This window comes from Lyngbya confervoides BDU141951 (assembly GCF_000817775.3).
Taxonomy (GTDB): Bacteria; Cyanobacteriota; Cyanobacteriia; order Thermosynechococcales; family Thermosynechococcaceae; genus Lyngbya; species Lyngbya confervoides.
On the sequence record NZ_JTHE03000056.1, the window covers coordinates 1 to 23,367 of the forward strand.

At 53.4% G+C, this 23,367-nt stretch carries 18 protein-coding genes; 6 read left to right on the forward strand and 12 right to left on the reverse strand.

The features are described from left to right. Nucleotides 1–188 precede the first annotated feature (188 nt). Both queG and QQ91_RS09765 read left to right on the forward strand, forming a co-directional pair. Entirely contained in the window at nucleotides 189–1,136 is a 948-nt protein-coding gene (queG, locus tag QQ91_RS09760) for a tRNA epoxyqueuosine(34) reductase QueG (protein WP_250833315.1), read from the forward strand. A 148-nt stretch (nucleotides 1,137–1,284) separates the two neighbouring features. Beyond that, on the forward strand, nucleotides 1,285–2,397 hold the full coding sequence (locus tag QQ91_RS09765; RefSeq protein ID WP_166281965.1) for a glycosyltransferase: 1,113 nt from the start codon (nucleotides 1,285–1,287) through the stop codon (nucleotides 2,395–2,397). On the opposite strand, the gene QQ91_RS09770 is transcribed toward QQ91_RS09765, so the two are convergent. Beyond that, complete coding sequence (locus tag QQ91_RS09770) at nucleotides 2,394–2,930, reverse strand: cupin domain-containing protein (RefSeq protein ID WP_250833316.1); 537 nt, start codon at nucleotides 2,928–2,930, stop codon at nucleotides 2,394–2,396. The genes QQ91_RS09765 and QQ91_RS09770 overlap by 4 nt on opposite strands. A 147-nt stretch (nucleotides 2,931–3,077) precedes the next feature. On the opposite strand from QQ91_RS09770, the gene QQ91_RS09775 reads away from it, so the two are divergent. Further along, nucleotides 3,078–3,947: a LysR family transcriptional regulator gene (locus QQ91_RS09775; RefSeq protein WP_166281967.1), complete on the forward strand. Its 870-nt coding sequence runs from the start codon at nucleotides 3,078–3,080 to the stop codon at nucleotides 3,945–3,947. A gap of 54 nt (nucleotides 3,948–4,001) precedes the next feature. On the opposite strand, the gene QQ91_RS21635 is transcribed toward QQ91_RS09775, so the two are convergent. From QQ91_RS21635 to speD, 3 genes are all read right to left on the reverse strand, one after another. Beyond that, nucleotides 4,002–4,136: a hypothetical protein gene (locus QQ91_RS21635; RefSeq protein WP_284707167.1), complete on the reverse strand. Its 135-nt coding sequence runs from the start codon at nucleotides 4,134–4,136 to the stop codon at nucleotides 4,002–4,004. A gap of 216 nt (nucleotides 4,137–4,352) precedes the next feature. After that, nucleotides 4,353–6,233: a serine/threonine protein kinase gene (locus tag QQ91_RS09780; protein ID WP_236096149.1), complete on the reverse strand. Its 1,881-nt coding sequence runs from the start codon at nucleotides 6,231–6,233 to the stop codon at nucleotides 4,353–4,355. A 172-nt stretch (nucleotides 6,234–6,405) separates the two neighbouring features. Then, on the reverse strand, nucleotides 6,406–6,828 hold the full coding sequence (speD, locus tag QQ91_RS09785) for an adenosylmethionine decarboxylase (protein WP_250833317.1): 423 nt from the start codon (nucleotides 6,826–6,828) through the stop codon (nucleotides 6,406–6,408). Between the two features lie 196 nt (nucleotides 6,829–7,024). On the opposite strand from speD, the gene QQ91_RS09790 reads away from it, so the two are divergent. After that, nucleotides 7,025–8,515 (forward strand): cryptochrome/photolyase family protein, encoded by a 1,491-nt coding sequence (locus QQ91_RS09790; RefSeq protein WP_166281969.1) that lies wholly within the window; start codon nucleotides 7,025–7,027, stop codon nucleotides 8,513–8,515. A 20-nt stretch (nucleotides 8,516–8,535) separates the two neighbouring features. Here the strand turns inward: QQ91_RS09790 and QQ91_RS09795 are convergent, their stop codons facing one another. Genes QQ91_RS09795 through gcvP form a run of 3 tightly spaced genes read right to left on the reverse strand, consistent with a single transcriptional unit; the run spans nucleotide 8,536 to nucleotide 13,185 of the window. After that, the gene (locus QQ91_RS09795; RefSeq protein WP_445974542.1) at nucleotides 8,536–8,820 is read right to left on the reverse strand and encodes a zinc ribbon domain-containing protein; all 285 of its coding nucleotides are present in this window, start codon (nucleotides 8,818–8,820) and stop codon (nucleotides 8,536–8,538) included. Next, complete coding sequence (locus tag QQ91_RS09800) at nucleotides 8,771–10,132, reverse strand: leucyl aminopeptidase family protein (protein WP_166281971.1); 1,362 nt, start codon at nucleotides 10,130–10,132, stop codon at nucleotides 8,771–8,773. The genes QQ91_RS09795 and QQ91_RS09800 overlap by 50 nt, the downstream gene beginning before the upstream one ends. Nucleotides 10,133–10,146: 14 nt before the next feature. Then, nucleotides 10,147–13,185, reverse strand: coding sequence for an aminomethyl-transferring glycine dehydrogenase (gene gcvP, locus QQ91_RS09805; protein WP_166282023.1), 3,039 nt, complete (start codon nucleotides 13,183–13,185; stop codon nucleotides 10,147–10,149). Between the two features lie 143 nt (nucleotides 13,186–13,328). Between gcvP and QQ91_RS09810 the strand changes: the two genes are divergently transcribed. Further along, complete coding sequence (locus tag QQ91_RS09810; protein WP_166281973.1) at nucleotides 13,329–13,610, forward strand: DUF427 domain-containing protein; 282 nt, start codon at nucleotides 13,329–13,331, stop codon at nucleotides 13,608–13,610. Here QQ91_RS09810 and QQ91_RS09815 read toward each other — a convergent pair. From QQ91_RS09815 to QQ91_RS09835, 5 genes are all read right to left on the reverse strand, one after another. Beyond that, nucleotides 13,607–14,128: a hypothetical protein gene (locus tag QQ91_RS09815; RefSeq protein ID WP_166281975.1), complete on the reverse strand. Its 522-nt coding sequence runs from the start codon at nucleotides 14,126–14,128 to the stop codon at nucleotides 13,607–13,609. The two genes, QQ91_RS09810 and QQ91_RS09815, sit on opposite strands and share 4 nt — an antisense overlap. Nucleotides 14,129–14,161: 33 nt before the next feature. Then, nucleotides 14,162–15,694 (reverse strand): carbohydrate porin, encoded by a 1,533-nt coding sequence (locus QQ91_RS09820; RefSeq protein WP_166281977.1) that lies wholly within the window; start codon nucleotides 15,692–15,694, stop codon nucleotides 14,162–14,164. A 31-nt stretch (nucleotides 15,695–15,725) separates the two neighbouring features. Then, nucleotides 15,726–16,358 (reverse strand): DNA-3-methyladenine glycosylase, encoded by a 633-nt coding sequence (locus tag QQ91_RS09825; protein ID WP_166281979.1) that lies wholly within the window; start codon nucleotides 16,356–16,358, stop codon nucleotides 15,726–15,728. Next, nucleotides 16,355–19,597 carry a phosphorylase b kinase regulatory subunit alpha/beta gene (locus QQ91_RS09830; protein WP_166281981.1) on the reverse strand — a complete coding sequence of 1,081 codons (3,243 nt, stop codon included), beginning with the start codon at nucleotides 19,595–19,597 and terminating at the stop codon, nucleotides 16,355–16,357. The genes QQ91_RS09825 and QQ91_RS09830 overlap by 4 nt, the downstream gene beginning before the upstream one ends. 131 nt (nucleotides 19,598–19,728) lie before the next feature. After that, the gene (locus QQ91_RS09835) at nucleotides 19,729–22,023 is read right to left on the reverse strand and encodes a GumC family protein (RefSeq protein ID WP_166281983.1); all 2,295 of its coding nucleotides are present in this window, start codon (nucleotides 22,021–22,023) and stop codon (nucleotides 19,729–19,731) included. 344 nt (nucleotides 22,024–22,367) lie between these two features. On the opposite strand from QQ91_RS09835, the gene QQ91_RS09840 reads away from it, so the two are divergent. Then, a complete protein-coding gene (locus tag QQ91_RS09840; protein ID WP_166281985.1) occupies nucleotides 22,368–23,351 on the forward strand; it encodes a DMT family transporter in 984 nt (327 codons plus the stop codon). Nucleotides 23,352–23,367: the final 16 nt, after the last annotated feature.

The following is a 23,367-nucleotide window of genomic DNA, read 5'->3' on the forward strand; positions in this document are numbered from 1 at the left end:
GAACTCGGATGTGAAACGTGACAGCGGCGACGATAGTTGGGGGGCAGCCCCCTGTGAAAATAGCTCGATGCCAGGGTAATAATGAGTAGGAGAGAGTCAGTAAGAAAGCTGGCTCTCTCTTATTTTTTAGGACGATAATCAGATCTTGCTGGATTTTGGCTGATGATTTTCGCACTTAGGATTGCGTGATGATGGCAGAAATCTCTGCGCTTCAAGTGAAGGAAAAGGCCTTAGCTTGCGGATTCCATAAGATTGGAATCGTGAATGTGCAAGATGTGTCGACTCTGGCTCAGGGGAATGAGTCTGCTGCCCAGCGTCTGGCTTATTGGCTAGATCAAGGCTACCAAGCCTCAATGGAATGGATGTCTGATTCTAGAAGACAGTGCCTTGAGTCTGTGATGCCTGAGGTGAAGTCTATTATTTCTTTGGCAGTGAATTACTACACGCCTCACGAGCGAGAGGAGAGGCGCGATCGCGCTAAAATTTCCCGCTATGCCTGGGGCCGAGATTACCACAAAGTGATCATGAAGCGCTTGAAGGTGCTGGCTCAGTGGTTAGAAGAAAAGGGGGCGGCGTCTCGCGTTTACGTAGACACGGGGCCAATTCAGGAGAAAGCTTGGGCGCAACAGGCAGGCTTGGGGTGGATTGGAAAACACAGCAATCTGATTACGCGAGACTATGGATCCTGGATATTTCTGGCGGAGGTGCTGACGGATCTAGAGTTGAAGTCAGACCCGCCCCATTTGCCCCATTGCGGGACCTGTACTCGCTGTATCGAAGCCTGTCCGACTCAGGCCATTGTTGAACCCTACGTGGTGAACGCGAATCGCTGCATTGCCTATCACACCATTGAGAACCGGTCCTCAGAAATCCCGGTTGAAGTTGCCCGACAAATGGATGGTTGGGTTGCAGGCTGTGATATCTGTCAAGATGTTTGTCCATGGAACCAACGGTTCTCCCAAACTACGGATATTGAAGAGTTTCAACCTTATCCCTGGAATGTTAATCCGTCTTTAGCTGATCTTGCTGAGTTGTCTCGCGAAGATTGGGATAGGAAATTTCGAGCTTCGGCGCTCCGCCGAATCAAGCCAGGGATGTTTCAACGCAATGCTCGGGCTAATCTGGAGCATGGCTAGCACTGTCGGGTTTGCGATCTGCAAGGAAGCTATGCGTTGGCCAGGATGGGAACTGCTATGGTGAGGTCTAACCCTTCCGCTGATCTTTGTGAAGACCTGCTGATTCTCTATGCGCCTTCTTGTTCTTAGTCACTCTTGCTGTACAGCGATGAATCAACAGTTTTATGCTGAGCTTGAGCAGCAGATGGGCTGGGATATCACGATTGTGTTGCCGAAAAATTGGCAAAGTGAGTATGGTCGGCAGCTGACGCCCCGAAAACTAGAGGGATTTAGTGGAAAGTTGATTGCATTTCCCGTATGGTTTTCTGGCAATATTCCGCTGCACTGCTATCGTTCCTGGTTTGCCGGTTTGGTACAGCGGTCGCAGCCCGATTTTATTTTTGTTCATGAAGAGCCCTACGCGATCGCCGCATTTCAGCTCTATTGTGCGAACCAGATCACGCGACGAGTTCCCATTGCCTTCTATACTTGGCAAAATATCCACAAACAATACCCGTTGCCGTTTCGGTTGATGGAGCAGTTTGTCTATCGGAACTCAACCTTCGCGTTTGCCGGATCCCAAAGCGTACAGCAGGTTTTAGAGACCAAGGGGTTTAGCAAAAAGATTGAAAAATTGCCCTTGGGAATCGACGCAGGTCGCTACTCGCCCCATCCAGAAGCTTTGACCTTAAAACAAACCCTAACCGAATCTTCGCCGGAGGTTTTAATTGGCTATCTAGGACGAATCACCGAAGAAAAGGGATTGAAGACTTTGGCGATCGCTCTGGGGCAGCTGATGCATTTACCCTGGCGCCTGGTGGTGATTGGAAGTGGTGATTACGAAGCGATCTTCAGTGATGTTGTGCAGAGGCTGAACCTGAGTGAGCGAGTGAGATGTTTGGGATTTATCCCTCACGAACAGAGTCCCCGTTACCTGAGTGCCTTTGATGTGCTGGTTTTGCCCTCAGAAACGCGACCGCACTGGAAAGAGCAATTTGGTCGCGTTTTGATTGAATCAATGGCCTGTGGCACCCCTGTTCTAGGGTCTGACTCAGGGGAGATTCCCTGGATAATTCACGAAACGGGTGGAGGACTCGTTTTCTCGGAAGGAAATCCAGGCAGTTTAGCGCAACAGCTCAAACGACTGCTTCAGAGTTCGGATCTGAGGAGACAGCTGGCAGAGCAGGGACGACGATCTGTCCTCCAAACCTACACTAACCCCACACTGGTGCGTCACTTCGCTCAATTATTGCAGACCTGTGTCAGATCTAAAATTGCTTAGGCTGCTCGGTGATGGCTGCGGCCTAGCTGATGAAGATTGACGCAGTTCATCATCTCTTGGGTGAGCTGCTTGAGCCGGGGAATCTCTGCCGAATTATAAACGCGAAACTCTCGTTCAACTGTGGCCTGCTGCGATCGCACGGCTTGATTAAGTACCAGCGATCCATCAGGATCGGACACGGAACGGTGGAAGGTGCCGGGGGGAATTTGCAGAATATCGCCACCGGCCTCTAGGCGAACAATATGAAAGGGATTCAGCCAGGTAAAATTTACCAGATAAAAGGTGCGGCCCCCGGAGAGTGCCATTAAATTATCTTCCTGGTGGGGATGGAGGTAAAATTGCCAGGCGCCTGATTCGTCGTTATTGGGACTGGTAGCTGGACCTTCGTGAAACACCAAATCGCGGGCATTAGAGTGGCTGATGGTGATGTCGAAGAACCGAACCTGGGGGGTTTCGCGGAAGCGGTGAAACGGAATGAGCTGATACATGACAAGTTTGGGATGCCGATCGAAATAAAGGGTGCAAGCGTTCATCCCAAGCTAACGGACTTAATTCTGGGAAACAAAACGTCCCTCGCGGGTTTACTATGCAGGATGGGGATGGATGTAAAATCAGGCACATAATTACAGGTTGACCGTCGCTAACATGACCTCCATTCGAGTAAATGACATGGGGTAGGTATGGAGCTGTTTCATCTCAAGGTATTTGAAACAGTGGTTCGAGCCGGGAGCTTTTCCCATGCTGCTCTGGAACTCGGCATTTCTCAGTCTGCAGTGAGTCGAGCGATCGCGTCGCTGGAGGACGAGCTACGGGTCTGTTTGCTGTCGCGGGGGCGATTTGGGGCAAGGCCCACCCGCTTGGGTGAACGGGTGCTGCACCTGTCTCAGCAGATATTAGATCTGCGTCAGCAAATTGAAACCGAGGTAGATCGAGAGTTAAAGCTGCAAGGGGGGCGAGTTCGCTTGGCCTCTTTTCGCAGTGCAGCGACCCATCTCTTACCGCCGCTCATTGCGCATTTTTCCCAGCGATTTCCAGGGGTGGAAATTAGTCTACAGGAGGCCGATCCCCAGACAATTGTGCGCAATCTTCGCCAAAGTGATGTGGACATTGGGATCATTCCGCTGCCGCGTCAAACGGAGGATCTCGATATTTGGGAAATTGCCCGCGATGAATTTGTTGCACTTCTTCCCAAGGCTCAAACGCCAATTCCTGATCCTCTTTCCTGGGGCGATCTCAATCGCTACACGTTTATTTTGCTCAACTATGCGGAATGCACCACCGTGGTGCAGGATCACTGGAAAAACTGGGGGCAGACCCTGCGGGTCGGGTATCAGATTACGCAGGATTCGACCATTGTGAGCATGGTCAGTCAGGGATTAGGCGCAGCAATTTTGCCGAAGCTGGCGGCTTTGCCGATTCCAGAAAACGTTTGTATCCGATCGTTGCCAGTGCCCTTGGAGCGGCGAATTGGGGCTGCCATTGTGAGCCAGGCCATGCATTCTCCGGCGGTGTTGACGTTTTGGAATATGTTGCGAGATGTAATGGATTGAAGGGGAGAACCTTCAATCCGAATGGGGACTCAGGTCCAGCCTACAGTTCGCAGGTCATGACATCAGGTAGTAGCGATAGGCTGGTGGCCCCAACAGGCGTATGATACGGCAGCGATCCTCCGTCAGATTTGTAACTTGGCCAATGCGGTCATTATTGAGGTGGCTCGCTTCGAGAATGACGCCAGCCATTAAGCCTCAATGGCCTAGATTTCTCAACCTTGAGTTTTTCAGGTCATTGATACACATCCTGGCTACCCGCTGTGACCTACTCTCTCTTTTTTCTGCACCTGCGAAATGTAGGTTCCTGGCATGAAAGCAAGAGTCGAGGACAGCCAATCTCTCGCAGGTCATCGAGACTGAAGTTGGGTTAAGGTGCGGCTAATCCCCAGATTTCGATAGTTTGGCTCAATCTGTTTGAATGAGCTGCGCTGCAATCCATCCTGAGGCACCGGATTTAGGGAAATAGATTTCAAACCACTGATATCCGCCGGAATCATAGTCTGTGCTGATAATTTTGACGCGATCGCCCGGATAGGCAATGTGCGCTACCCCGAAATTGGTGCCGGGACCGGAGCGAATATTTTTAGAACCGGGAGTTCCCACGATGGTGGCATTAGTGTCAGCTGCCGGGGCTGGTGTTTCTGAGGGTTTAGGGTCTGGCTTGGGCGGTTGGTAGACTGCTTGACCGTCAATTTTGAGAAGTTGGGCCGCAAGCCAGCCCTCTGCCCCTGAATTGGGAAAGTAAATGTTGTACCAGAGATAGCCGCCTTTGTCGTAATCTTCGCTAATCACCTGGACGCGATCGCCAGGGTAGGCAATGTGGCGGACAGAAAAGTCGGTGCCGGGGCCAGAACGAATATTTTTCTGACCTGCCTTACCGATAATTTGGGCGTTGGTTTCCCAGGTGTTCGGGTTGGACGGATCCGTTGCCGGCGACTGACTGACGGGTGGCGGGTTGGAACCCACCGCAGGCGTGGCAGAACCTTCCTCTTGATTGGTATCCGCTTCCTCCGATGCTGGGGGGGGATTGGGGGAAGGACTGATCTGGGCGGTATTGGGCTCGGGATCTCCAAAGAAATTACCAATCTGCGCCCGCAGCATAACGGCTCCTCCCAGAATTGAGAGGCCAATAAATCCGCCAATAATTGCAGCTTTTTTCCAGTCTCCCGAGGGAGAAGCTTGGGCTTGCAGCGGCGGCGTCGAGGGCTGGGGATAGCCGGGGATTTGGGCTGTGGGACCTGCGCTGTTAACCGCGCCAGGATTATAAATAGGCTGTGGAGGGTTGCTGTAGACGGGCTGTGAGCTGTAAACCTGGGGCTGAGGGGGGTATTGAGGGGTGGGGTAGGGACTTTGAGGCACGGTTTGGGGGCCGTTCAGGCCAGGACTCCCCGGAATTTGGACTCCGCCCAAGGGAGGGGGCGCCGACATCGGATGGAGGGCCTGGGTTGCTGCATCGAAGGATTCCAGAGCGGAAAGCATCTCGGAGGCGGTGTGAAAGCGATCGCGGGGCTGAAGCTGAATCGCTCGGTCTAGCAAGTTGGCAAAGCCAGGGGTTACGCCGGGCGCAAAGTGCCGCCACTGCATTGCGCCGGTGGCCAGATCCGTGGGCAGATCCTGGGGAATTTTCCCGGTGAGTAAGTAGATTGCGGTGAGTCCAAGACTGTAGAGATCGCTGCTAAACAGGGGCCGACCGGCCATCTGTTCTGAGGGCATAAAACCTGGCGTTCCCACCACAATGGACCGGGAGCTGTTCCCCTGGGAATTAATCACGGTGCCCATGGTTTCCTTGACCGCTCCAAAGTCAATGAGTACGGGCACCCCGTCGCGCTGGCGCAGAATAATATTGTCGGGTTTAATATCCCGATGCACCATTTGCTGTTGATGAATATAGCCCAGGACCGGAAGCGTTCGGGCCAGGATTTGACGTACCGTTACTTCGGGAAGCAGACCTTCGCGGCGAATTTTTTCGGTCAGGGTTTCGCCTTCTACCCACTCTTCTACTAAAAAGAACTGCTCAGCCTGGGAGAAATAGGCATACAAATGGGGAATTTGATCATAGCCCTCTCCGAGGGTTTCTAGAATAGCGGCCTCCCGTTGAAACCGTTCCTTCACCAATTCGTAAATTTGCGGGTTATCCTCTACCGGCTTCAGCTGTTTCACCACGCAGCGCCGATTTGACGGCATTTGGGTATCTTCTGCCAGGTAGGTGGTGCCAAAGCCGCCATCACCCAAGACCCGTAGGACTTGGTAGCGATTGGCAAGGAGGGCGGGCATGGGCGTAGTCATAATCCTCATCAAGTAAATGGAGTAGGGTACCGCGTTGACACACCCCTGAATTATCGGCGACTGAGGATGGCGATCGCCATGATGATGATCACCAATGTGCACTGACCTAGCGAGCAAAAAGCCCTCCTCAGGGGGTGAGAAGGGCAATTCGCTGGATGCAGTTAACCTTTTTTTATACGGCCAAACTCAGCATGGCATCGGGGACAATGGCGTTTTGCGGTCCACTCCGAGGGAGGGTAGACAGGGAGTGACGCCCTGATTCCAGCGCCAGCGCAATGTACTCGCTGGCCTCTTCGGGGAGGGTATGTTCTCCGCAGGTGAAGACATCCACCGCCGCATATCCAGCCTCTGGCCAGGTATGGATAGAAATATGAGATTCAGCCAATAAAACCAGCGCCGTTACGCCCTGAGGGTCAAATTTATGAGATAACTCCCCTAAAAGTGTTGATTTTGCAATCAATGCTGCTTTTCTGAGGGTTGTCTGGATAAATGGCTGGTCGTCGAGCAAATGTTTCGGACATTCGTAAAGTTCTAAAATACAGTGACGACCAACCGATGTAGGAACTGAGTTAAACATTGGCTGAAGTTTTTTCAATTATCCTCCTCCTTGTTCTTTAACGGAGATTTGCATAAGGTTACCTGTTGTTTGTGTAGGATGATTTAGATTCGAGCCACAAATTCCCAATTTTTAGCGCCATTGTCGCCAATCTCAGGGGCTGAAGGACTCTTTCCGATAAATCCACAGAATTTATATTTTAGTACCAATTTCCCACGGGGTCACCGTTTTTATCATGATTGTTTTGCTCGGCAATATGCTTTTTCCCAGGCATGAGGCATTACCCCTGGCGGAACATGACATCTTCATGGCTGAAGATGCCCAATTTTGCAGGCGAATTCGCTATCACAAACACAAAATTATTCTGGTTTTGTCAGCGATGCGTCATCATCGCGATTGTCTGCGCTCTCAGGGGCACGTTGTTCACTATTGGGAGATCGATGAGACGTCTCCCGCCCTCTCCTACGAGGAAAAGCTCAGCCGGACTCTGGCTGAGCACCCTAGCGAAGCCATTCATACCTATGTGGTGGAAGACCATGCCGTGAGATCGCGTCTAGAAGCATTTTGCAATCGCGAAGGCTTGAGGCTGATGACCCACGAAAGTCCCCTGTTTCTAACAACCCAGGCTCAGTTTCAGGAGTACCGAAAAGCCTATAAACGTTACGTTATGGTGGACTTCTATAAGCTTCAGCGGCGGCGGCTGAATATTTTGCTCACCGAGGACGGGCAGCCGGTGGGCGATCGCTGGAGCTTTGATGACCAAAACCGCGAGTCGCTGCCTGAGGACATTGCGATTCCAGGCATTAAGCCGCCCCAGCCGACGGTCCACGTGCAGGCGGTGTCGAGCTGGGTAGAAGCGCACCTGGGGGATCATCCGGGCCAGTCCCATAATTTCTGGTTGCCGGTGACTCGAGAGGGGGCCGTGGCCTGGATGGATCAGTTTTTCCAGGAGCGCTTTGCTCAGTTTGGTCCCTATGAAGATGCGCTCTCGACCCGAGATCCGTTTTTATTTCACTCGGTGCTTTCCCCCCTGATGAACTTGGGAATTCTCACCCCGCGGGAGGTGGTCCATGCTGCCCTCACCTATGGTGAACAGCACCAGATTCCGCTCAACTGCCTGGAGGGATTTATCCGGCAAATTATTGGCTGGCGTGAATATATTCGCGGCGTCTACCACGACCGGGGTGAAGATCAGCGGCAGTCCAATCATCTGGGCCACACCCGCCAGCTCACGCCGAGCTGGTACGAGGGCACCACGGGCCTAGATCCCGTTGACCAGGTAATTGGGCGGCTCCAGACGCGGGGTTGGGGACACCACATTGAGCGGCTGATGGTGATGAGCAACGCCATGCTTCTGTGCGAGATTCATCCTCAACAGGTCTATCGCTGGTTTATGGAATTTTTTGTGGACAGCGCCGATTGGGTGATGGTGCCCAATGTGTACGGTATGGGCCAGTTTGCTGAGGGTGGCGTGATGATGACCAAGCCCTACATTTGCGGATCAAACTACCTGCGCAAAATGGGGGACTATCCCCAGGGGGATTGGTGCACCATTTGGGACGGACTCTACTGGCGCTTTATCCATCGCCAGCGGGAGATGATTCAAAAAAATCCCCGCATGTCTGTGATGGTGCGTTCCTTGGAGCGAATGAAGCCCGAAAAACGCGATCGCCTGTTTGACCTGGCAGAGCAGTTTCTCCAGACCCATACGGTGAATCTTGCTTGACATCCTCTCTCTTTAACCTTTCAGGGACAGAGAGAGATTCCCTGGGTCGCCCCAAAGATTTCCTGTTTCAGTGCCAGTTGACTAGAATTCATGACTGAACTCCCCGTCACCCCGACTCCACAGGCATTTCCTATTTGCCGTTGCCCACGGCTACAGATCACTTGCGCTGCTGCAACATCCCTCGGCTTAGTTGAGCCACAACTAGGGCACTGATGCACTCTCACGCTCAAGTCTTGTTTGACTGCGGCACCACAATCAGGACAGTCCTGACTCGTCCCTTGCAATTTGTTCAATGAGCTTGACAATGGCGCGCATTCCCATCGCTTCGCCTCCCTCTGGGCGACCGGGGAGCGATCGCACGTTCCAAGCCATCACATCAATGTGAATCCAGGGCGTCTCGGGTTTGATAAACTCCTGTAAAAAGAGGGCTGCGGTAATGGCCCCACCGTAGGATCCGCTGGAAATATTGGAAAGATCCGCCACCTTGCTCTCCAGTAGCGAACGATAGGGTTGATGTAAGGGCAGTTGCCACAGGGGATCATGGGTTTGTTCGCCACAGGCCAGCACCTGCCGGGCCAGGTCAGGTTGATTACAAAAACAAGCGGGGAGCTCACTCCCCAGAGCAACCCGCGCTGCGCCAGTGAGCGTAGCAAAATCTATCAGGAGATCCAGATCTTCAGAGACTGCCTCCCAGAGGGCATCTGCAAGCACAAGTCGGCCTTCAGCATCGGTATTGCCAACCTCGACGCTGAGGCCGCGCCGGGATTTGAGAACATCTAAGGGACGCATGGCATTGCCAGCGACGCTGTTCTCAACTGCGGGAATGAGGACTCGCAGCGCCACCGGCAGGTTGAGTGCCATCACCATTTTGGCCACTCCCAGGACGTGGGCTGCACCGCCCATATCCTTTTTCATCATCAGCATGCCCTGGGCCGGTTTGAGGTCAAGACCACCACTGTCGAAACAAACGCCTTTACCGACCAGGGTAACGCGAGGGTGGGATAAATTTCCCCAGCGCAAATCCAATAGCCGTGGAGCCTGGGCACTGGCCTGGCCAACGGCGTAGATCATGGGATAGTTCTGGGCCAATAAATCTGGGCCGGTCACGGTGCTTAGCTGGGCATCATGGGTTTGGGCCAGCTGACGAATTTCGGCTTCAAGCTGCTCTGGCCCCATGTCATTGGCCGGGGTGTTGATGAGATCCCGCACCAGTTGAGTGGCTTGGCTGGCCGCCTCTAGGTAGGCCAGATGGGAATGGTCGCAATTCATTAAAGTCGCCAAGGGACGATCGTTTTCTCGATAGGTTGAGAACTGATACTGACCGAGCCTCCACCCCAGGCTGAGGGCGGTGGCCTCCTCCGGCGTCCAGTTTCCCGCTAGACGGTAGTGGTGGTTAGGGAGCTGGGCGGAGACGGCCCCCAGCACCCAAGGGGTCACCGTTCCCTCGTACCCTACCAGCACCTGCCTTAAGTGCCCCCCTTCCCCTGGAACCAGACAGAAGCTATCGGCTTGGGCTTGAAACCCTGTGGCTGTGGCCCAGGCTCTTACCTCTGGCGCCAGGGTTTCGATCTGTTGGGCCGTGACAAGGTGAATGGGAATGGGAGGCAAGGAGGTCATAAACTGCCGGAATATCAGTCTTGGTAAGCATCGAGGGGGAGGCAGGTGCAAACTAAGTTGCGATCGCCGTAAGCGCTATTAATGCGGCTCACTGCGGGCCAGAATTTCGCCTCTCGGGTCCAGGGAGCCGGGTAGGCGGCCTTTTCACGGGCGTAGGGCCGGGACCAGTCATCTGCCATGACCACTTGGGCAGTGTGCGGCGCATGTTTGAGAACGTTGTCCTTGAGATCCGCTTGTCCGGTTTCCACCTCCGCGATTTCAGCGCGAATGGCAATCATGGCGTCGCAGAAGCGATCCAGTTCCACCAAGGATTCACTTTCCGTTGGCTCAATCATCACGGTTCCTGGGACTGGCCAGGAGACGGTGGGCGCGTGGAACCCATAGTCCATCAACCGTTTGGCAATATCTTCAACCTCAATGCCAGCGGTTTTCTTGAACTGACGCAAGTCCAAAATGCATTCATGGGCCACCCATCCAGATTCGCCCTTGAATAGGACTGGGTAGTAGGGATCAAGCCGTTTGGCCATGTAATTGGCATTGAGAATGGCAACCTTGGTGGCTTGAGTGACGCCCGTTCCTCCCATCATGGCAATGTAAACCCAGGAAATAGTCAGAATGCTAGCGCTGCCCCAGGGCGCAGCGGAGATGGGCCCAATGCCCTCCTTGCCGCCCACAGCAACCTGAGGATGGGACGGTAAAAACGGAGCCAGGTGAGCCTGGACACCAATCGGTCCCATGCCAGGGCCACCGCCCCCGTGGGGAATACAAAAGGTTTTGTGGAGATTCAGATGACACACATCGGCGCCGATCTCACCGGGTCGGCAAAGACCCACCTGAGCATTGAGGTTGGCACCATCCATGTAAACCTGACCCCCGTTGCCATGGACAATCTCGCAAATTTCCCGGATGCTGGCTTCAAAGACCCCGTGGGTTGAAGGGTAGGTGACCATGAGGGCCGCCAAATGCTCTCGATGGGCCTCGGCTTTTTTCCGCAGATCGGCCAGGTCAATGTTGCCCTGACTATCGCAGCCAACCACAACCACGTTCATGCCTGCCATCACGGCACTGGCGGGGTTGGTCCCGTGGGCGGAGTCGGGGATCAGACAAACATTGCGATGGCCGTCGCCGCGGCTGTGGTGATATTGGCGAATCACCAGCAGTCCGGCATATTCTCCCTGAGATCCGGCATTGGGCTGCAGAGAAATGCCGGCAAACCCGGTGATTTCCGCCAACATGGTCTCGAGCTGCTGAAATAGAATCTGATAGCCCTGGGCCTGCTCTAGTGGCACAAAGGGATGCAGCTGGCTAAACTCAGGCCAGGTCACGGGCAGCATTTCCGTGGTGGCATTCAGCTTCATGGTGCAGGACCCCAGGGGAATCATGGAGGTGGTCAGGGAGAGATCCTTGGCCTGAAGGCGATGTAAATAGCGCAACAGATCCGTTTCAGAGTGATAGCTGTTAAACACGGGCTGATCTAGGATCGTCCCGCTTCGGGCCAAGGGGATATTCTGCTCCCCTAAGGTGGCGGCCCATTCTTTCAGGGGCAGTGCTTCACTTCTCTCTGGGGCAATGACCGCTAAAATCTCCTGAATATCTTCAAAGGTTGTGGTTTCATCCAAGGAGATGCCCAGGGTTTGATTCCCCTCGTAGCGAAAGTTAATCCGGGCGGCCAGTGCGCGCGATCGCACTGCATTTAGCTCCTGGGCAGGTAGCTGCAGCTGTAGGGTATCAAAAAAACTGCGGGTCCGCAGATCCAGCCCAAGCTGCTGTAGAGCGCTTGCCAGGACTTGGGTGAGCCGATGAACTCTCAGTGCAATTCGGCGCAGGCCTTGGGGGCCGTGGTACACCGCATAGGTACTGGCCATGACTGCCAGGAGGACTTGCGCGGTACAAATATTACTGGTCGCCTTATCTCGCCTGATGTGTTGCTCTCGGGTTTGGAGGGCCAGACGCAGGGCTGGCTTGCCCTGGGCATCGTGGGACACTCCGACAATCCGGCCCGGTAGCTGGCGCTTAAACTGGTTTTGGGTGGCAAAGAAAGCCGCATGGGGGCCGCCATAGCCCAGGGGAACGCCGAACCGCTGGCTGTTGCCCACCACCACATCGGCCCCGAATTCCCCTGGGGGCTTGAGGAGGACCAAGCTCAGCAAATCTGCAGCAACAGTCACCAAGGCTTGGTGATGATGGGCTTGGTCAATAAAGTCTTGGTAGTCGTAAACTTCGCCATTGGTCGCAGGATACTGAACCAGGGCACCAAAGGTTGGCACCGATGCAAAATCATAGGTTTGGTGGTCGCCCACAACGACTTCAATCCCCAGAGGAATCGCTCGGTTCTTGACCACTGCGATGGTTTGAGGATGGCAAAGCTCAGAAACAAAGTAGGTCTGATCAGTCTTTTGACGCTGTTGAGCATAGCTCAAGGCCATAGCCTCCGCTGCGGCAGTGCCTTCATCCAAAAGGGAGGCATTGGCGATTTCCATCCCGGTGAGTTCAGTAATGAGGGTTTGGAAGTTTAGCAGAGCTTCGAGACGACCCTGGGCAATTTCGGCTTGATAGGGTGTGTACTGGGTGTACCATCCCGGATTTTCTAAAATGTTGCGCTGGATAACGGCTGGCGTAATACAGGCGGAATAGCCCATGCCAATGTAGGAGCGAAAAATTTGATTTTGAGCCGCGATCGCCTTGAGATCCTCAATGACCTGGGCTTCCGATCTCGGCCCAGAAAGTTGGAGGGTTGCCTGGGAGCGAATCGATTGGGGAACGGCCTGCTCGATCAACGCTTCAAGATGAGGTAAATCAAGGGTCTGGAGCATGATTTCCTGATCCTTAACCGTGGGGCCAATGTGCCGATCTGCAAAGCACTCTGGAGCATACCAGCTTGGTAGATCCGATTCAGAAATGGACGGAGAGGCGGGGAGAGGGTCGGCCTGATCGCGCTTCAAACGGGCCTGATCGTCCTCTAGCGGCGGTTCTTGGGCATGCCCTGCTGCCAGGTTCGCGTGAGTTTCGTTCGGGGCAGTTTCAGGTGAGGTAACTTCGTGCAAGGAGGGCATAAGATTTTGAAGTTCCATAGGATTAGGGCGAGCCAGGCTCACGTTCCTTAAAGTTTCTTATAGTAAATACTGGTTAAGATAACACCTCCCCCACAGGTGGGGGAAGGTACACGAAATCAATCAGACGAGATCAGGATGTGACTATGACTCAAGCGGTTTGGAAGGGTGCGGTGCTTGCCGAAAGCGATCGCTGCATTGAGGTTGAGGGAAATGCCTATTTCCCTCCTGAGGATGTTAACCAGGACTATTTAAAGCCTAGCGATACCCATACCACCTGTTCCTGGAAGGGTGTTGCCAGCTATTACACTCTGGAGGTAGAGGGAGCGGTGAATCCAGATGCGGCCTGGTTCTACCCCGAGCCAAAGCAGGCTGCCAATCAGATCAAGGGCTACATTGCTTTTTGGAAGGGCGTTCAGGTGAGCTAGTTGGCTTGTTCCGATGGGGGAGTGACGGAAGAAGACTTTAAGCCCATTTGAGCTTCTAAGGCTTCAAGTCGCTCCCGCAGATTCTTAATCAGTCCAGAATGGCTGAGATGGATGGCTGCCACTTGGCCCCGCAACTGGTCGTAGTAGCTCGGTCCCTGTTGTCGTAGTTCAATCACCTCCCGGGATAGAGCCAGTAACTGTTGCTCTATGGCTTGTAGTTGGGTCGGCGGGAGGGGGGATTCTAGATGGGAGAGGGAAGGATTCCCATGGGGGACCGACCGCTCTGGTAAGGGAGCGCTGGTCTTCAGGGGAGGGGAATCGCTTAAATCCAGGGTATCGCTGCTGCGGTGTTGGGACTCTAGAGCTTGGGTCAGGGCTTGATCCTGATTCAGCAGCGCCGCAGTTAAAATCGCCAGAGCAGCAGCGTTCAAACTACTGAGCTGACGACTGTGCTGGAAAGTTTGCAATCGCTCGATCAGGTCTGGGGAAAGATGGAGGGTAAGAGTGGATGAATTCATGCGGGCTATGGGTGCTGACGGTTTGCTGGGTCCTCAATACAGAAAGGTTAATCTCAGAAATCCCTGCACAAGGCTGGGCTGATCTGCGCGGTTGTTGGGATTAAAAATGGTCATTAGTGTCGGCGTTAGGTACAGATTGGCGCTGAGGGGAATTCGATAAAATGCCTCTAAATTGGTTTGAGCCCGCGGGAGGATGCCGGGGGCAGGCCGGAGATTTGTAATAAAGGGTTGACTGATGGCGGCTGAAAAAAGCGATCGCTCAATGCCTAAATCCTGTACCGCAACGCCAGCTTGAAAAAGCTGGGCCCGGAATGATCCTGCATCGCCATCGCCAAAGGGAAGGGGATTAATGCCAGGATCTGCGATCGCCCAGGCATGACCATAGCGACCAAACAGCCCCACCTTGCCGAGGAGAACCTCCGCATTAACCCCCAGCACATCTTGTTCAATTCCGGAGCTGTCTGAGTGGGTGTATTGCAGTCGAAGGGTGAGGCTATTGCTGGAACTCCATCGCTCTGAGAATTCTAGTTCGGCGCTGCCCTGGTAAGGGGGGGCGAATAACCCCCCCGAGGCGTTGGGGGAGGACGACCCGGCCTCTCCCCCCCTGCGCGCGATGTAAACCCCCCGCACCGACACCGGACCTTGATTAATCCTCCAGTCAAACCCTGCCCCTGCTCCGCCGAGCAACCGAATCGAATAGGGGGTAAGGAGCAAGTTATTGACCATGGACCATGAATTGTAGGTGTTGATCGGATGGGTGAAGCTGTTGGTATCGATAATATCGGTGGGATAAAACTTGGACCCAACGGTAATCGAAAGATCACGAGTTGCCGGGAATTGGTAGGACAGGCGATAGAGACTGAATGAGTTGGGAATGAGCGACCAGACTGTACGGCTGGGGGGAAAAAAGGTATCAATCCCGCGGTTGCTCGGAGAATTTCCAAGCTGGCTTTGACTGAAAAATTCCTGGGCCTGATTGCTGCTGTAGAGGGTGGTCTTTAAAACGTCTCGACCGCTAAAGCTCGTATTGAGGGAGAAAAAGACAGCGCCTAGGGCCGAGGTTTGGGACTGGGTTGGCGTAGAACGATCTAGGGAGCGAATGAAGGCCGGTCTTGGGGTGAGGCTATCCCCGGTTTTCAATCCAAGAATGGTCAGGGAGGTGAGTTTGGTGGTGGTGGAAAACTGCTGATCTTCCAGGAGGGCTAGTTGTGCGGATAGGGCAGCAACCCGTTCAGAAATGATCTGGGTTTCCGCTGGGATGTGAGCATGGGGATTACTGCTGGAAATTGGGTCAAGCGGGGGGGCGGCCCCCGATTGTTCCAGGCAGGCCCGTAGGGTTTCGACTAAGGTCCAGCGGCTATTCTCTGGGCCTGTCTGCGGGGTGGAGGGTTCCGCACAGGGAGGGGGCGGAGCCTGGGAGGCTGGGGGTGGTCCTGCGGTGCCCTCCTCAGGCGGATAGGTGATCTCCATGGGAAGGAAGGGTGTTGCCCTGGCCCCGGTTGTCAGAAAGAGGCTTGGAAACACTAGCCCCAACATTTTCAGCCGCCGTTGAGTCAATAAGCCCATTTTGATTTTTCCTTCACACCCTCGACCTGTTTTATCCCATATTTTGGTTGGATTTCCTAGCAATCGATACGGCTTGACAGTGGTTCAAATACCACCGCCAAGGTAGATCCTGACCTTGACTCAAGCCAATGCGGGTGGTTTGGATGATCTGGTGCCCCCCCTGGGTGAGTTTTTGAGCGAAATCTGGCGATCGCGGCTCTAGCCACAGCCCCGATCTGGGCTGCAGGGGCAGCCCCGAGAGGGTGCGATCAATGTGGAACAGTCGGCAGAGCTTTCCCGGCCCCGCGCCGTAGCGTTCAGGTTTGCCCTTCAGGTCCTTGGGCCTTGGAGGCAGTGAGGTCGGTGGCAGAATCGCGCGGATCAGCACAGCGCTTGCTAGCCCCTCTCGATCTGTGACCACGTTAAAGCAGTGATACATGCCATAGATTAAGTAAATGTAGGCATGACCAGCCTTGCCAAACATGGGAGCATTGCGCCGGGTCTGTTTTCGATAGCCATGACAGGCCGGATCGCCAGCCATGTAGGCTTCAGTTTCCACAATCAGTCCTCGATAGATGGGTCCCGATGCCAGTTGACGGGCGAGGGTACAGCCAATTAAATCCGGCGCTACGGCGAGGGACGAACGAGCCAGCCAGGAGGCTGAAATCCAGGCAGAATCATTCATCGACGGCTGGTTGCGGGAGGACGCTCCTGGGCAATGTGGGTGAGGAACTGCAGCGCCTTAACAATGTAGCTAGCGCAGTCGTAGGGAGACTGTTGGTAAAAGTATTGCCAGGCCTCCGCCTTGTGTTCATCGTAGTTTTCTTGGTGGCTTGGATGGCGGTCGAGCCAGACCAACCGCACGGCATGACCAATTAAAATATCCAGCACGATAAAGTCCTGGATTTGTAAATCGGGGTTTCCTTCGGCGATGGCCGCGAGTTCCATCAAGCACTCAATGTTAATCTGGCGGTAAACCGGGGACTGAATTTTGTTCAGCAGATGTTCAACCTTGAGAGCAAAGTTTTTCTCCCCGGCCGTCATTTCCGACAGCAGGGGCTCACTATCGAGGCGGTTGCGTCGCTCTAGCTTATCCCCAATGACCAGCCCCCGACAGTGTTTGAGAATCGTCCAGACCCGCGGATAGAAATCCTTTGGTACGCGGTTGACCGACCCCTCTAGCTGTCGCTTGCGGAACCAGTCCCCCTGTTCCGGAAGGGGTTCATTTTGCTGAGGTAAAACGACCCAGTCAATGTCTTGGTTAGACTGCGTAGACTGTAAAGACTCTTGCGCCATTAGCGTTTGGTTCATGGTCTGGTAGCCGCAGAGGACGCTGTGCAGATGCGTTTGAATGTCGTGGGGACTCATGGCCATCAGATGTTCATAGGCTTCATCTTGAGGGATCTGTAGGGTCTGGGATAGCTCGCTGGTCAGTAGTAAAATCAAATGTCCGACGCGAATGGTGATCATGCCATCAAATAGGCTCGGTTCTGCTTTTAGCAGAAGGCTAAGATAGATGAGCATTTCCTGGGTTAGGACGCGATCGCGCATGTCATAACGGCAAAACTTGCGGATTTTAGCAAGAATTTCCTGGGGAGAAAGGGGAGATTGGATTAAGGAGTCCTCACTATAGGCACGTCCCACGGAAATTTGTTTCTGGCGTGCCAGAATGTCGGTTACGGCGTCCGCCAAACTCAGGGTCACCACTTTATCATTGAGGCCGGCAACCCAGCGCATAATGTCCCACTGGCGATAGTCAATGGCCTTGTTGTAAACCTCCTCAAGCAGGGCTGCCACGGTGACGATTTCGTCGGTTTGTCCCAGGCCGGTGTCAAAATTTAGGGTTTCCAGCCGCGCTAAGGCTTCAAGCAGCTCAACTTGCTCGTAGAGGTTATCCGTTTCTCGCAATCGCTGCAAGATAGGCCGAGAATCAGACTCTTGCTCTAAGGACAGCTCTTGATCGGCTGAGAGGGGCGCAATGTGGCTTGAGTCAAACTGCAGGTAATGGTCAAACAGCTGCAGATCCTGGCAGGGTAGGTTGGTAATATCCCAGGTGCCAATATTGCCAATCTGTTCCACACAGGCTCGCAGCATAAGCGGGTTCAGCCGTCCTGTCTGAATGGAAACATCGCCACACCGACCGGTCTCTAATTCCCGGAGTAGTTCTATCATGGGCGCTGGCTGCTGTTCGATGCTCCCGGAGGTTTCAAACATTGTGTGCTTGAGCAGTAGCGTGACGGTGGGTCTGCCGCGTGAACTCCAATGCCGCTGAATATAGGCCAGTTCAGAGCGGATTTGATTCACTAAGAAACGGGGATCCACCGTCAGGTAAAACTGCTGCTGATCCAACAGGGCGGGTAAAAAGACGACGGTTTCTCCTTGAATCCGAAAGATGCGGGAGGTGGTTAAGCTGCGCATGCGTCGAAGGGGGCGGCCCGAAATCCCTAACCGGTCATTGCGACCAATTTGGGTAAAAATCAGCCCTAGATCCTTAGCCTGATGGACCAGGATCGGAGCCACCTGGGCAGGAGTCTGGGTCGGTATGCCATCTGCGGATAGCTGCTGCTGCAGGGATTCATCCTCCGCCAGCAAAGCCACCTGTACCACGGGCAGGGGTTTGCGTTTGATTTGTAGATGTCGTCCAAGGGGATCAAGATCTCCCAGTTCTAAAAGACCCTCGGACAGCATTTCTCCTAAATAAAATAAACTTTGTGCCCAAACGAGTGGCAAATTTTGATTCGGTTGACGGGGCTGGCTTTGGGGCTGTTGACGTTCTGCCTCCAGCGCCTCCTGAGGGACGTAATACACCTCCGGTAACAGTGCATAGCCGTTTTGCTGTACGGCCACCCTGGCAAGTGCCTGACGATAGTGGCGCACTTGCTGAGATTCGTGGCGAAAGGCTGCATCCAGAAGCAGATAGGCAAAAAATAGGGGCCATTCGCATTCAATATGCTCAAATTGCTTCAGTTCTGAAGGTTCGTAATGCAATCTTGAACTGTCTTCGATAACGGTTTGATGTCCGTCTCGCAGAAAGCGTTTGCATCCGTAGCGACCCTGGAGCTGATCGATGATTTTTTGCCGGGTGCGATCGCATAGATCCGCGTTATCGACGGCAAATGCTGGGAAGCCAATGATGCTGAGCAGTGCGGCATCCACCTCTTTGGAACTAGACTCGCGCGGCAGCATGGATTCAAGGGTTGCGCGCGATCGCGCAATTTCGTCCGGCAGCACCTGAATGACAGAGGCCTGGGATCCGTAAATACCAAAGAGATTAAAGCCATTGAGTGCTTCCAAGGCAGCCTTGGCCATGCCGAGGGAACTGGCATTGAGCTCAGGCTTTCCATGGTTAAGCTTGTTGCCCCGCTCCCAAATGCCGTAGTCTGGCGTGCGGTAGGTGCGGCCGATGTAATAGACCAGATTTTGGATAAAGTCCACTTCATCTCGGGTGTAGATCACCGAAAGACCCGACTCAATCATCTGGGCCAGAATCAGTAGATAAAGGGACGTGGCGTCTAGTTGAAGATGCCCCCACTGGTCATCCCCCACCACTGGATCTCCAGTGCGGGTGTGGTACTTGGCATGGAGTGCATCGAGGGGAGATTGGGTTTCTTTGAACCGCTCTACCTTATGGGCCTGGCGCATCATGGCATGGAGCAGTCCGCGCATGAGTTTGATCACGCAATGCTCGAGTTCGTAGGTACGGCCTTGATCGTCATCTAATTTTCGATAGGCCAGGGACAGGCCCCATACTGCTAGGATGCTGTAGACATTGTCTCGAACCCATGCATCTGTATAGTTGCCATGCTCATTAATGGCTGTGCTAGCCGGGAGCAACCCCGAGAGAGGATCTTGACGCTTGAGAATCGTTTCCTGGATTTGCTCGTAGTAGGTGCTCAACCGCAGCGATCGTTCATTGAGACCCATGAATTAACCCCCAGATTGCAGCATTCAACCTATCTTAATCGGGGCGGCATCCAAAGAGAACCCAACTTTCAAAGGTTCCAGGCACAGGGGAACCTGGACTGTCCCCTTGCGATTTAATAACTGGCGAGAAATTATTTGCGATCTTTCACCAGATAGGTGCCATTCCTTTCTGCTTTGGGAAGGTGTGGATCCCTGGTCTCGGATTCCTCGATCCACTTTTCCTCTGCATCCGGGGATTGTTTGCCATAGTATTTCTGCTGGTAGTAGGAGCCATGGGCTTCATTTTTAGGAATCACTCCATTGGCAATTAAACCCAACACCTTGACGTGGGATTGTTGAACCATTTCTAGGGTGGTGTTAGCCGCGGCTCGGTTGAGCGTTCCCGGTCTGGCAATTAAAATCAGACCGTCAGTCTGCTGACTGATCAGGAGAGCATCGGAAGCCACCGTGAGGGGCGGGGCATCAATCAAGATGTATTCATACCGCTCGCGCAGATCCTTGATCAGCTGTCTGAATCGCCGGGAGTCAAGCAGCGTTATTGGATTAGGGGGTAAAGCGCCCGCGGGCAAAATATCCAAATAATCGTTCTCCGCAATAACGGGAATCTCTTCAACCGCATGGGCTTTATCTACTAAAACGTTGCTGAGGCCTCGCCGATTCGGAATTTCCCACACCTGATGCTGGGAGGGAAGTCTCATATCCGCGTCGATCAGCAGAACGCGATTTCCCAATTCAGCCATCGCGAGAGCAACATTAGCCAGGGTGCTGGATTTTCCTTCCCCCGCCATCCCGCTGGAAAAAACAAGAACCTGAAGTTGATCGGAACGGGAAAATTTCAGATTCGTGTTAATCATGCGATAGGTTTCACTCATCATGGACCGAGGGCGATCGCGCACAAATAGCGTGCTAGCGCGGTTCACCTCCGCGGATCCCAGTTCTGTCGCAAAATCCGGAACTGTCCCCAACAAGGTGAACCGATAGATATTGCGAACATCCTGGACCGTTCGTAATCTCAAGTCTCGGTGATCCACTATAAGCGCCAGCCCAGCCCCCAGTAAGATGCCTAATATTCCCCCCATGAGTAAATTCAGAACAATTCTGGGAGAGATGGGATCCTTAGGGACTGGGGCTTCGTGCAGAATATTAGCCTTTCCGAGGTTTTGATTTTCTGCGATCAGTGCCTTTTGCAGGGACTCGTAAAGGTTCGTGTAGGTTAAGGTTGCAATCTCTGCATTCAGCTTTAGCTCCGCATACTGCCGCTCTAACTCTGGAAATTTTTCTGTCTGCCCCTTGGCCAGTTCATAGGACTCCGCTAGGCCTCGCAGTCTCTCACTGAGTCCCTGCGAGGCAACTTCTGCCTGGACCAAATCGGTCATAATCTCAGACCCTGTTGTCTGTTCCGTTGTCCCTGCGAGATCTCCTTCTGGAATGGACGGTGAGTTAGAGACCTGCGCTAGACGAGAATCGAGGTTCTGTGCCAATGCGGCTTGCTTCTCCCGAAGCTCAATGACCACCGGATGGTTCGGCTGATAAATCTTGAGGGCGGCAGCGAGTTCATCTTGAATGGATTCGTAATTCTTGATATTGCTCTGTATTCTTTGAGATCCTGCTATTTTACCGGTTTTAACAGCGCTTCTTGAGGAAATTCCCCCCAGATTTTGTCGGAGCTGGGCCGTTCGCTCCTGGGAATCTAGCAGCTCAGAGCGGGTCAAAATAATATTTTTTTCTATTTCAGCAATACTCTCCAGGGAAAATTCCGCTTCCTGAGTGGGTGCAACTAGTTGGTTTGCTTCCTTAAAGCGCTTTAGCGCTGCTTGAGCGCGCTTGAGTTGACCTTCGGTCCGTGGCAGCTGCTGGTCGATGAACTCTCGCGCTGCCCGAGTTTGGGATCGATTCATTTCCTGGTCATACTGGATGTATGCCTGCATGAGTTGGTTAACCACTGCGGCAGCGCGTTCGGGATTGGGATCTTTATAGGCCAGTTCAATAACATCGGTGCCTCTGAGGGATGAGGCCCGAATGTTTTCCTCAAAATCCTCCACTAATAGCGGCTCCCCTTTGCTGTCTTGTAAGTTCAGCGATTGAATCACAGTTTCAAGTAAGGGGGGGGAGAGGAGAATCTGTAATTCAGTTTCTATGGGATTACTTTGATTCGAGGCTGGGGAGAGTCCTCCAAACTGTTCTGCGAGACCGAGGAGTGCAGAGGCGGTGTTGTCATTTTTGATTAAAACTTGGCCCTTTGCTTCGAAGATCGGGGTTTGGAACACCGTGGTGAGGCCAACCCCCAGAAAGACTGCTCCAAAAGAGCTAATGACCCAAACCCAGCGACGCTTTAGAACCGTCAGAATTTCCAATAAATTAATTTCATCGTCTTGCTCGGATGCGACTTGATAGGAAAGTTCAGCTGCCGGGGTCGTTTCTGCCATGCTCTAAACGTTGCTGGATAAAGTTTTAGACAAATGCTTGAGACAATTTACCACAGGATTTGTGCTCTACCCCGGCTATCCTCGTGAAAGTTTGAGCCATTGAGAGCGAGGGGACGCGACCACCCATGAGGGGCTTCGTTGCGACCTACTTCTCCGGTTTCTGTTGGCTTGTTGTTCTGTTGGCTTGTTTTAACGGAATGCTTATCTTTTAGAGTGTTAAAAGTGGAGAAAGGGTGTTAAAAGCGAAGGAAGAGGTCTCAAGAATTTCATCAATTCTCTCCCGGCGCAGTGGAGGCTTCATTCTTCGGTGAGTGTGAAAACTTTATGCTCAGGCTTTTGATGGCATGGCCCAGCAGCTTGAACTAAAAACAACCACGGTTCCTAGCAATTCTTGGCCCAGGGATCTATTGCTACTGCTGCTGGGCGTCATGATTTTGTCCTGTTCGGCGATCTTCACGCGCCTCAGTGAAGTTGAGCTAACGCCCCTGGCTACCATTTTTGACCGGTTTTGGATTGCTTCAATGGCGCTTGCCCTCATGAACGGGCTGAAGGGGCTGAAGCAGATCTCGACGGCTGATGTCGAGGCTGACCTTACGGGAGAGAGCAAGTTGGCGGGAGATACCCCTTGGGTGGAAGGTTTGTTGATGCTCGTTCTGGCGATCGCCATTGCGGCTCGCGCAGGAAGTTGGGCCTGGTCCTTAACCCAAACCAGCGTGGCGAATTCGAACTTGCTGCACAATATGACCCCCATTTTTGCCACCCTGGGAGGATGGCTGTTTTTGGGACATACCTTTGACAGACGCTACCTGATGGGGCTGCTGCTGGCAGTGTCTGGGGTGGTGGCAATTGGAATCCAGGATTTTAATGTGACTGATGATAGCTTCATTGGAGATATTGCCGCGTTGATGTCTTCGGTGTTCTACGCGATTAATTTTCTGATTATCGAGAAGCTGCGTCGGAAGCTCTCAACCACGGCAATCATGACCGGGTCCTGTTTTTGGGTTAGCGTCATTCTAGTGCCGGGGATATGGATGGAGGGGAGCGGGTTTATCCCAGAAAGTGCTTCAGTTTGGGCTGCGGTGATCTGTCTGGGTCTGCTCAGTCAGGTTCTTGGCCAGGGAATTTTAGCCTACGTTCTCAGTCGCATGAATTCCGGTCATGTTTCCCTATTTCTCCTGCTTGAACCCGTGATTACGGCCCTCTTGGCCTGGATGATCTTTGGGGAACGCCTTAGTGTAGAAAATTGGCTGGCCTTCGTTGTGGTGCTCACGGGCCTGTATTTGGCCAACCTGAGTCAAGGGGCCTCGGGCCTGGAGTCCCAGGGCTGAAATCCAGGCCCTGGGA

Bases quoted from the DNA above. Each gene is read 5' to 3' on its own strand.
- gcvP (WP_166282023.1), bottom strand. From the start codon at position 13,185: ATGCCCTCCTTGCACGAAGTTACCTCACCTGAAACTGCCCCGAACGAA.
- QQ91_RS09770 (WP_250833316.1), bottom strand. From the start codon at position 2,930: ATGAACGCTTGCACCCTTTATTTCGATCGGCATCCCAAACTTGTCATG.
- QQ91_RS09820 (WP_166281977.1), bottom strand. From the start codon at position 15,694: ATGGGCTTATTGACTCAACGGCGGCTGAAAATGTTGGGGCTAGTGTTT.
- queG (WP_250833315.1), top strand. From the start codon at position 189: ATGATGGCAGAAATCTCTGCGCTTCAAGTGAAGGAAAAGGCCTTAGCT.
- QQ91_RS09790 (WP_166281969.1), top strand. From the start codon at position 7,025: ATGATTGTTTTGCTCGGCAATATGCTTTTTCCCAGGCATGAGGCATTA.
- QQ91_RS09810 (WP_166281973.1), top strand. From the start codon at position 13,329: ATGACTCAAGCGGTTTGGAAGGGTGCGGTGCTTGCCGAAAGCGATCGC.
- QQ91_RS09840 (WP_166281985.1), top strand. From the start codon at position 22,368: ATGGCCCAGCAGCTTGAACTAAAAACAACCACGGTTCCTAGCAATTCT.
- QQ91_RS09815 (WP_166281975.1), bottom strand. From the start codon at position 14,128: ATGAATTCATCCACTCTTACCCTCCATCTTTCCCCAGACCTGATCGAG.
- QQ91_RS09780 (WP_236096149.1), bottom strand. From the start codon at position 6,233: ATGACTACGCCCATGCCCGCCCTCCTTGCCAATCGCTACCAAGTCCTA.
- QQ91_RS09775 (WP_166281967.1), top strand. From the start codon at position 3,078: ATGGAGCTGTTTCATCTCAAGGTATTTGAAACAGTGGTTCGAGCCGGG.
- QQ91_RS21635 (WP_284707167.1), bottom strand. From the start codon at position 4,136: ATGGCTGGCGTCATTCTCGAAGCGAGCCACCTCAATAATGACCGCATT.
- QQ91_RS09765 (WP_166281965.1), top strand. From the start codon at position 1,285: ATGAATCAACAGTTTTATGCTGAGCTTGAGCAGCAGATGGGCTGGGAT.
- QQ91_RS09830 (WP_166281981.1), bottom strand. From the start codon at position 19,597: ATGGGTCTCAATGAACGATCGCTGCGGTTGAGCACCTACTACGAGCAA.
- QQ91_RS09825 (WP_166281979.1), bottom strand. From the start codon at position 16,358: ATGAATGATTCTGCCTGGATTTCAGCCTCCTGGCTGGCTCGTTCGTCC.
- QQ91_RS09835 (WP_166281983.1), bottom strand. From the start codon at position 22,023: ATGGCAGAAACGACCCCGGCAGCTGAACTTTCCTATCAAGTCGCATCC.
- QQ91_RS09800 (WP_166281971.1), bottom strand. From the start codon at position 10,132: ATGACCTCCTTGCCTCCCATTCCCATTCACCTTGTCACGGCCCAACAG.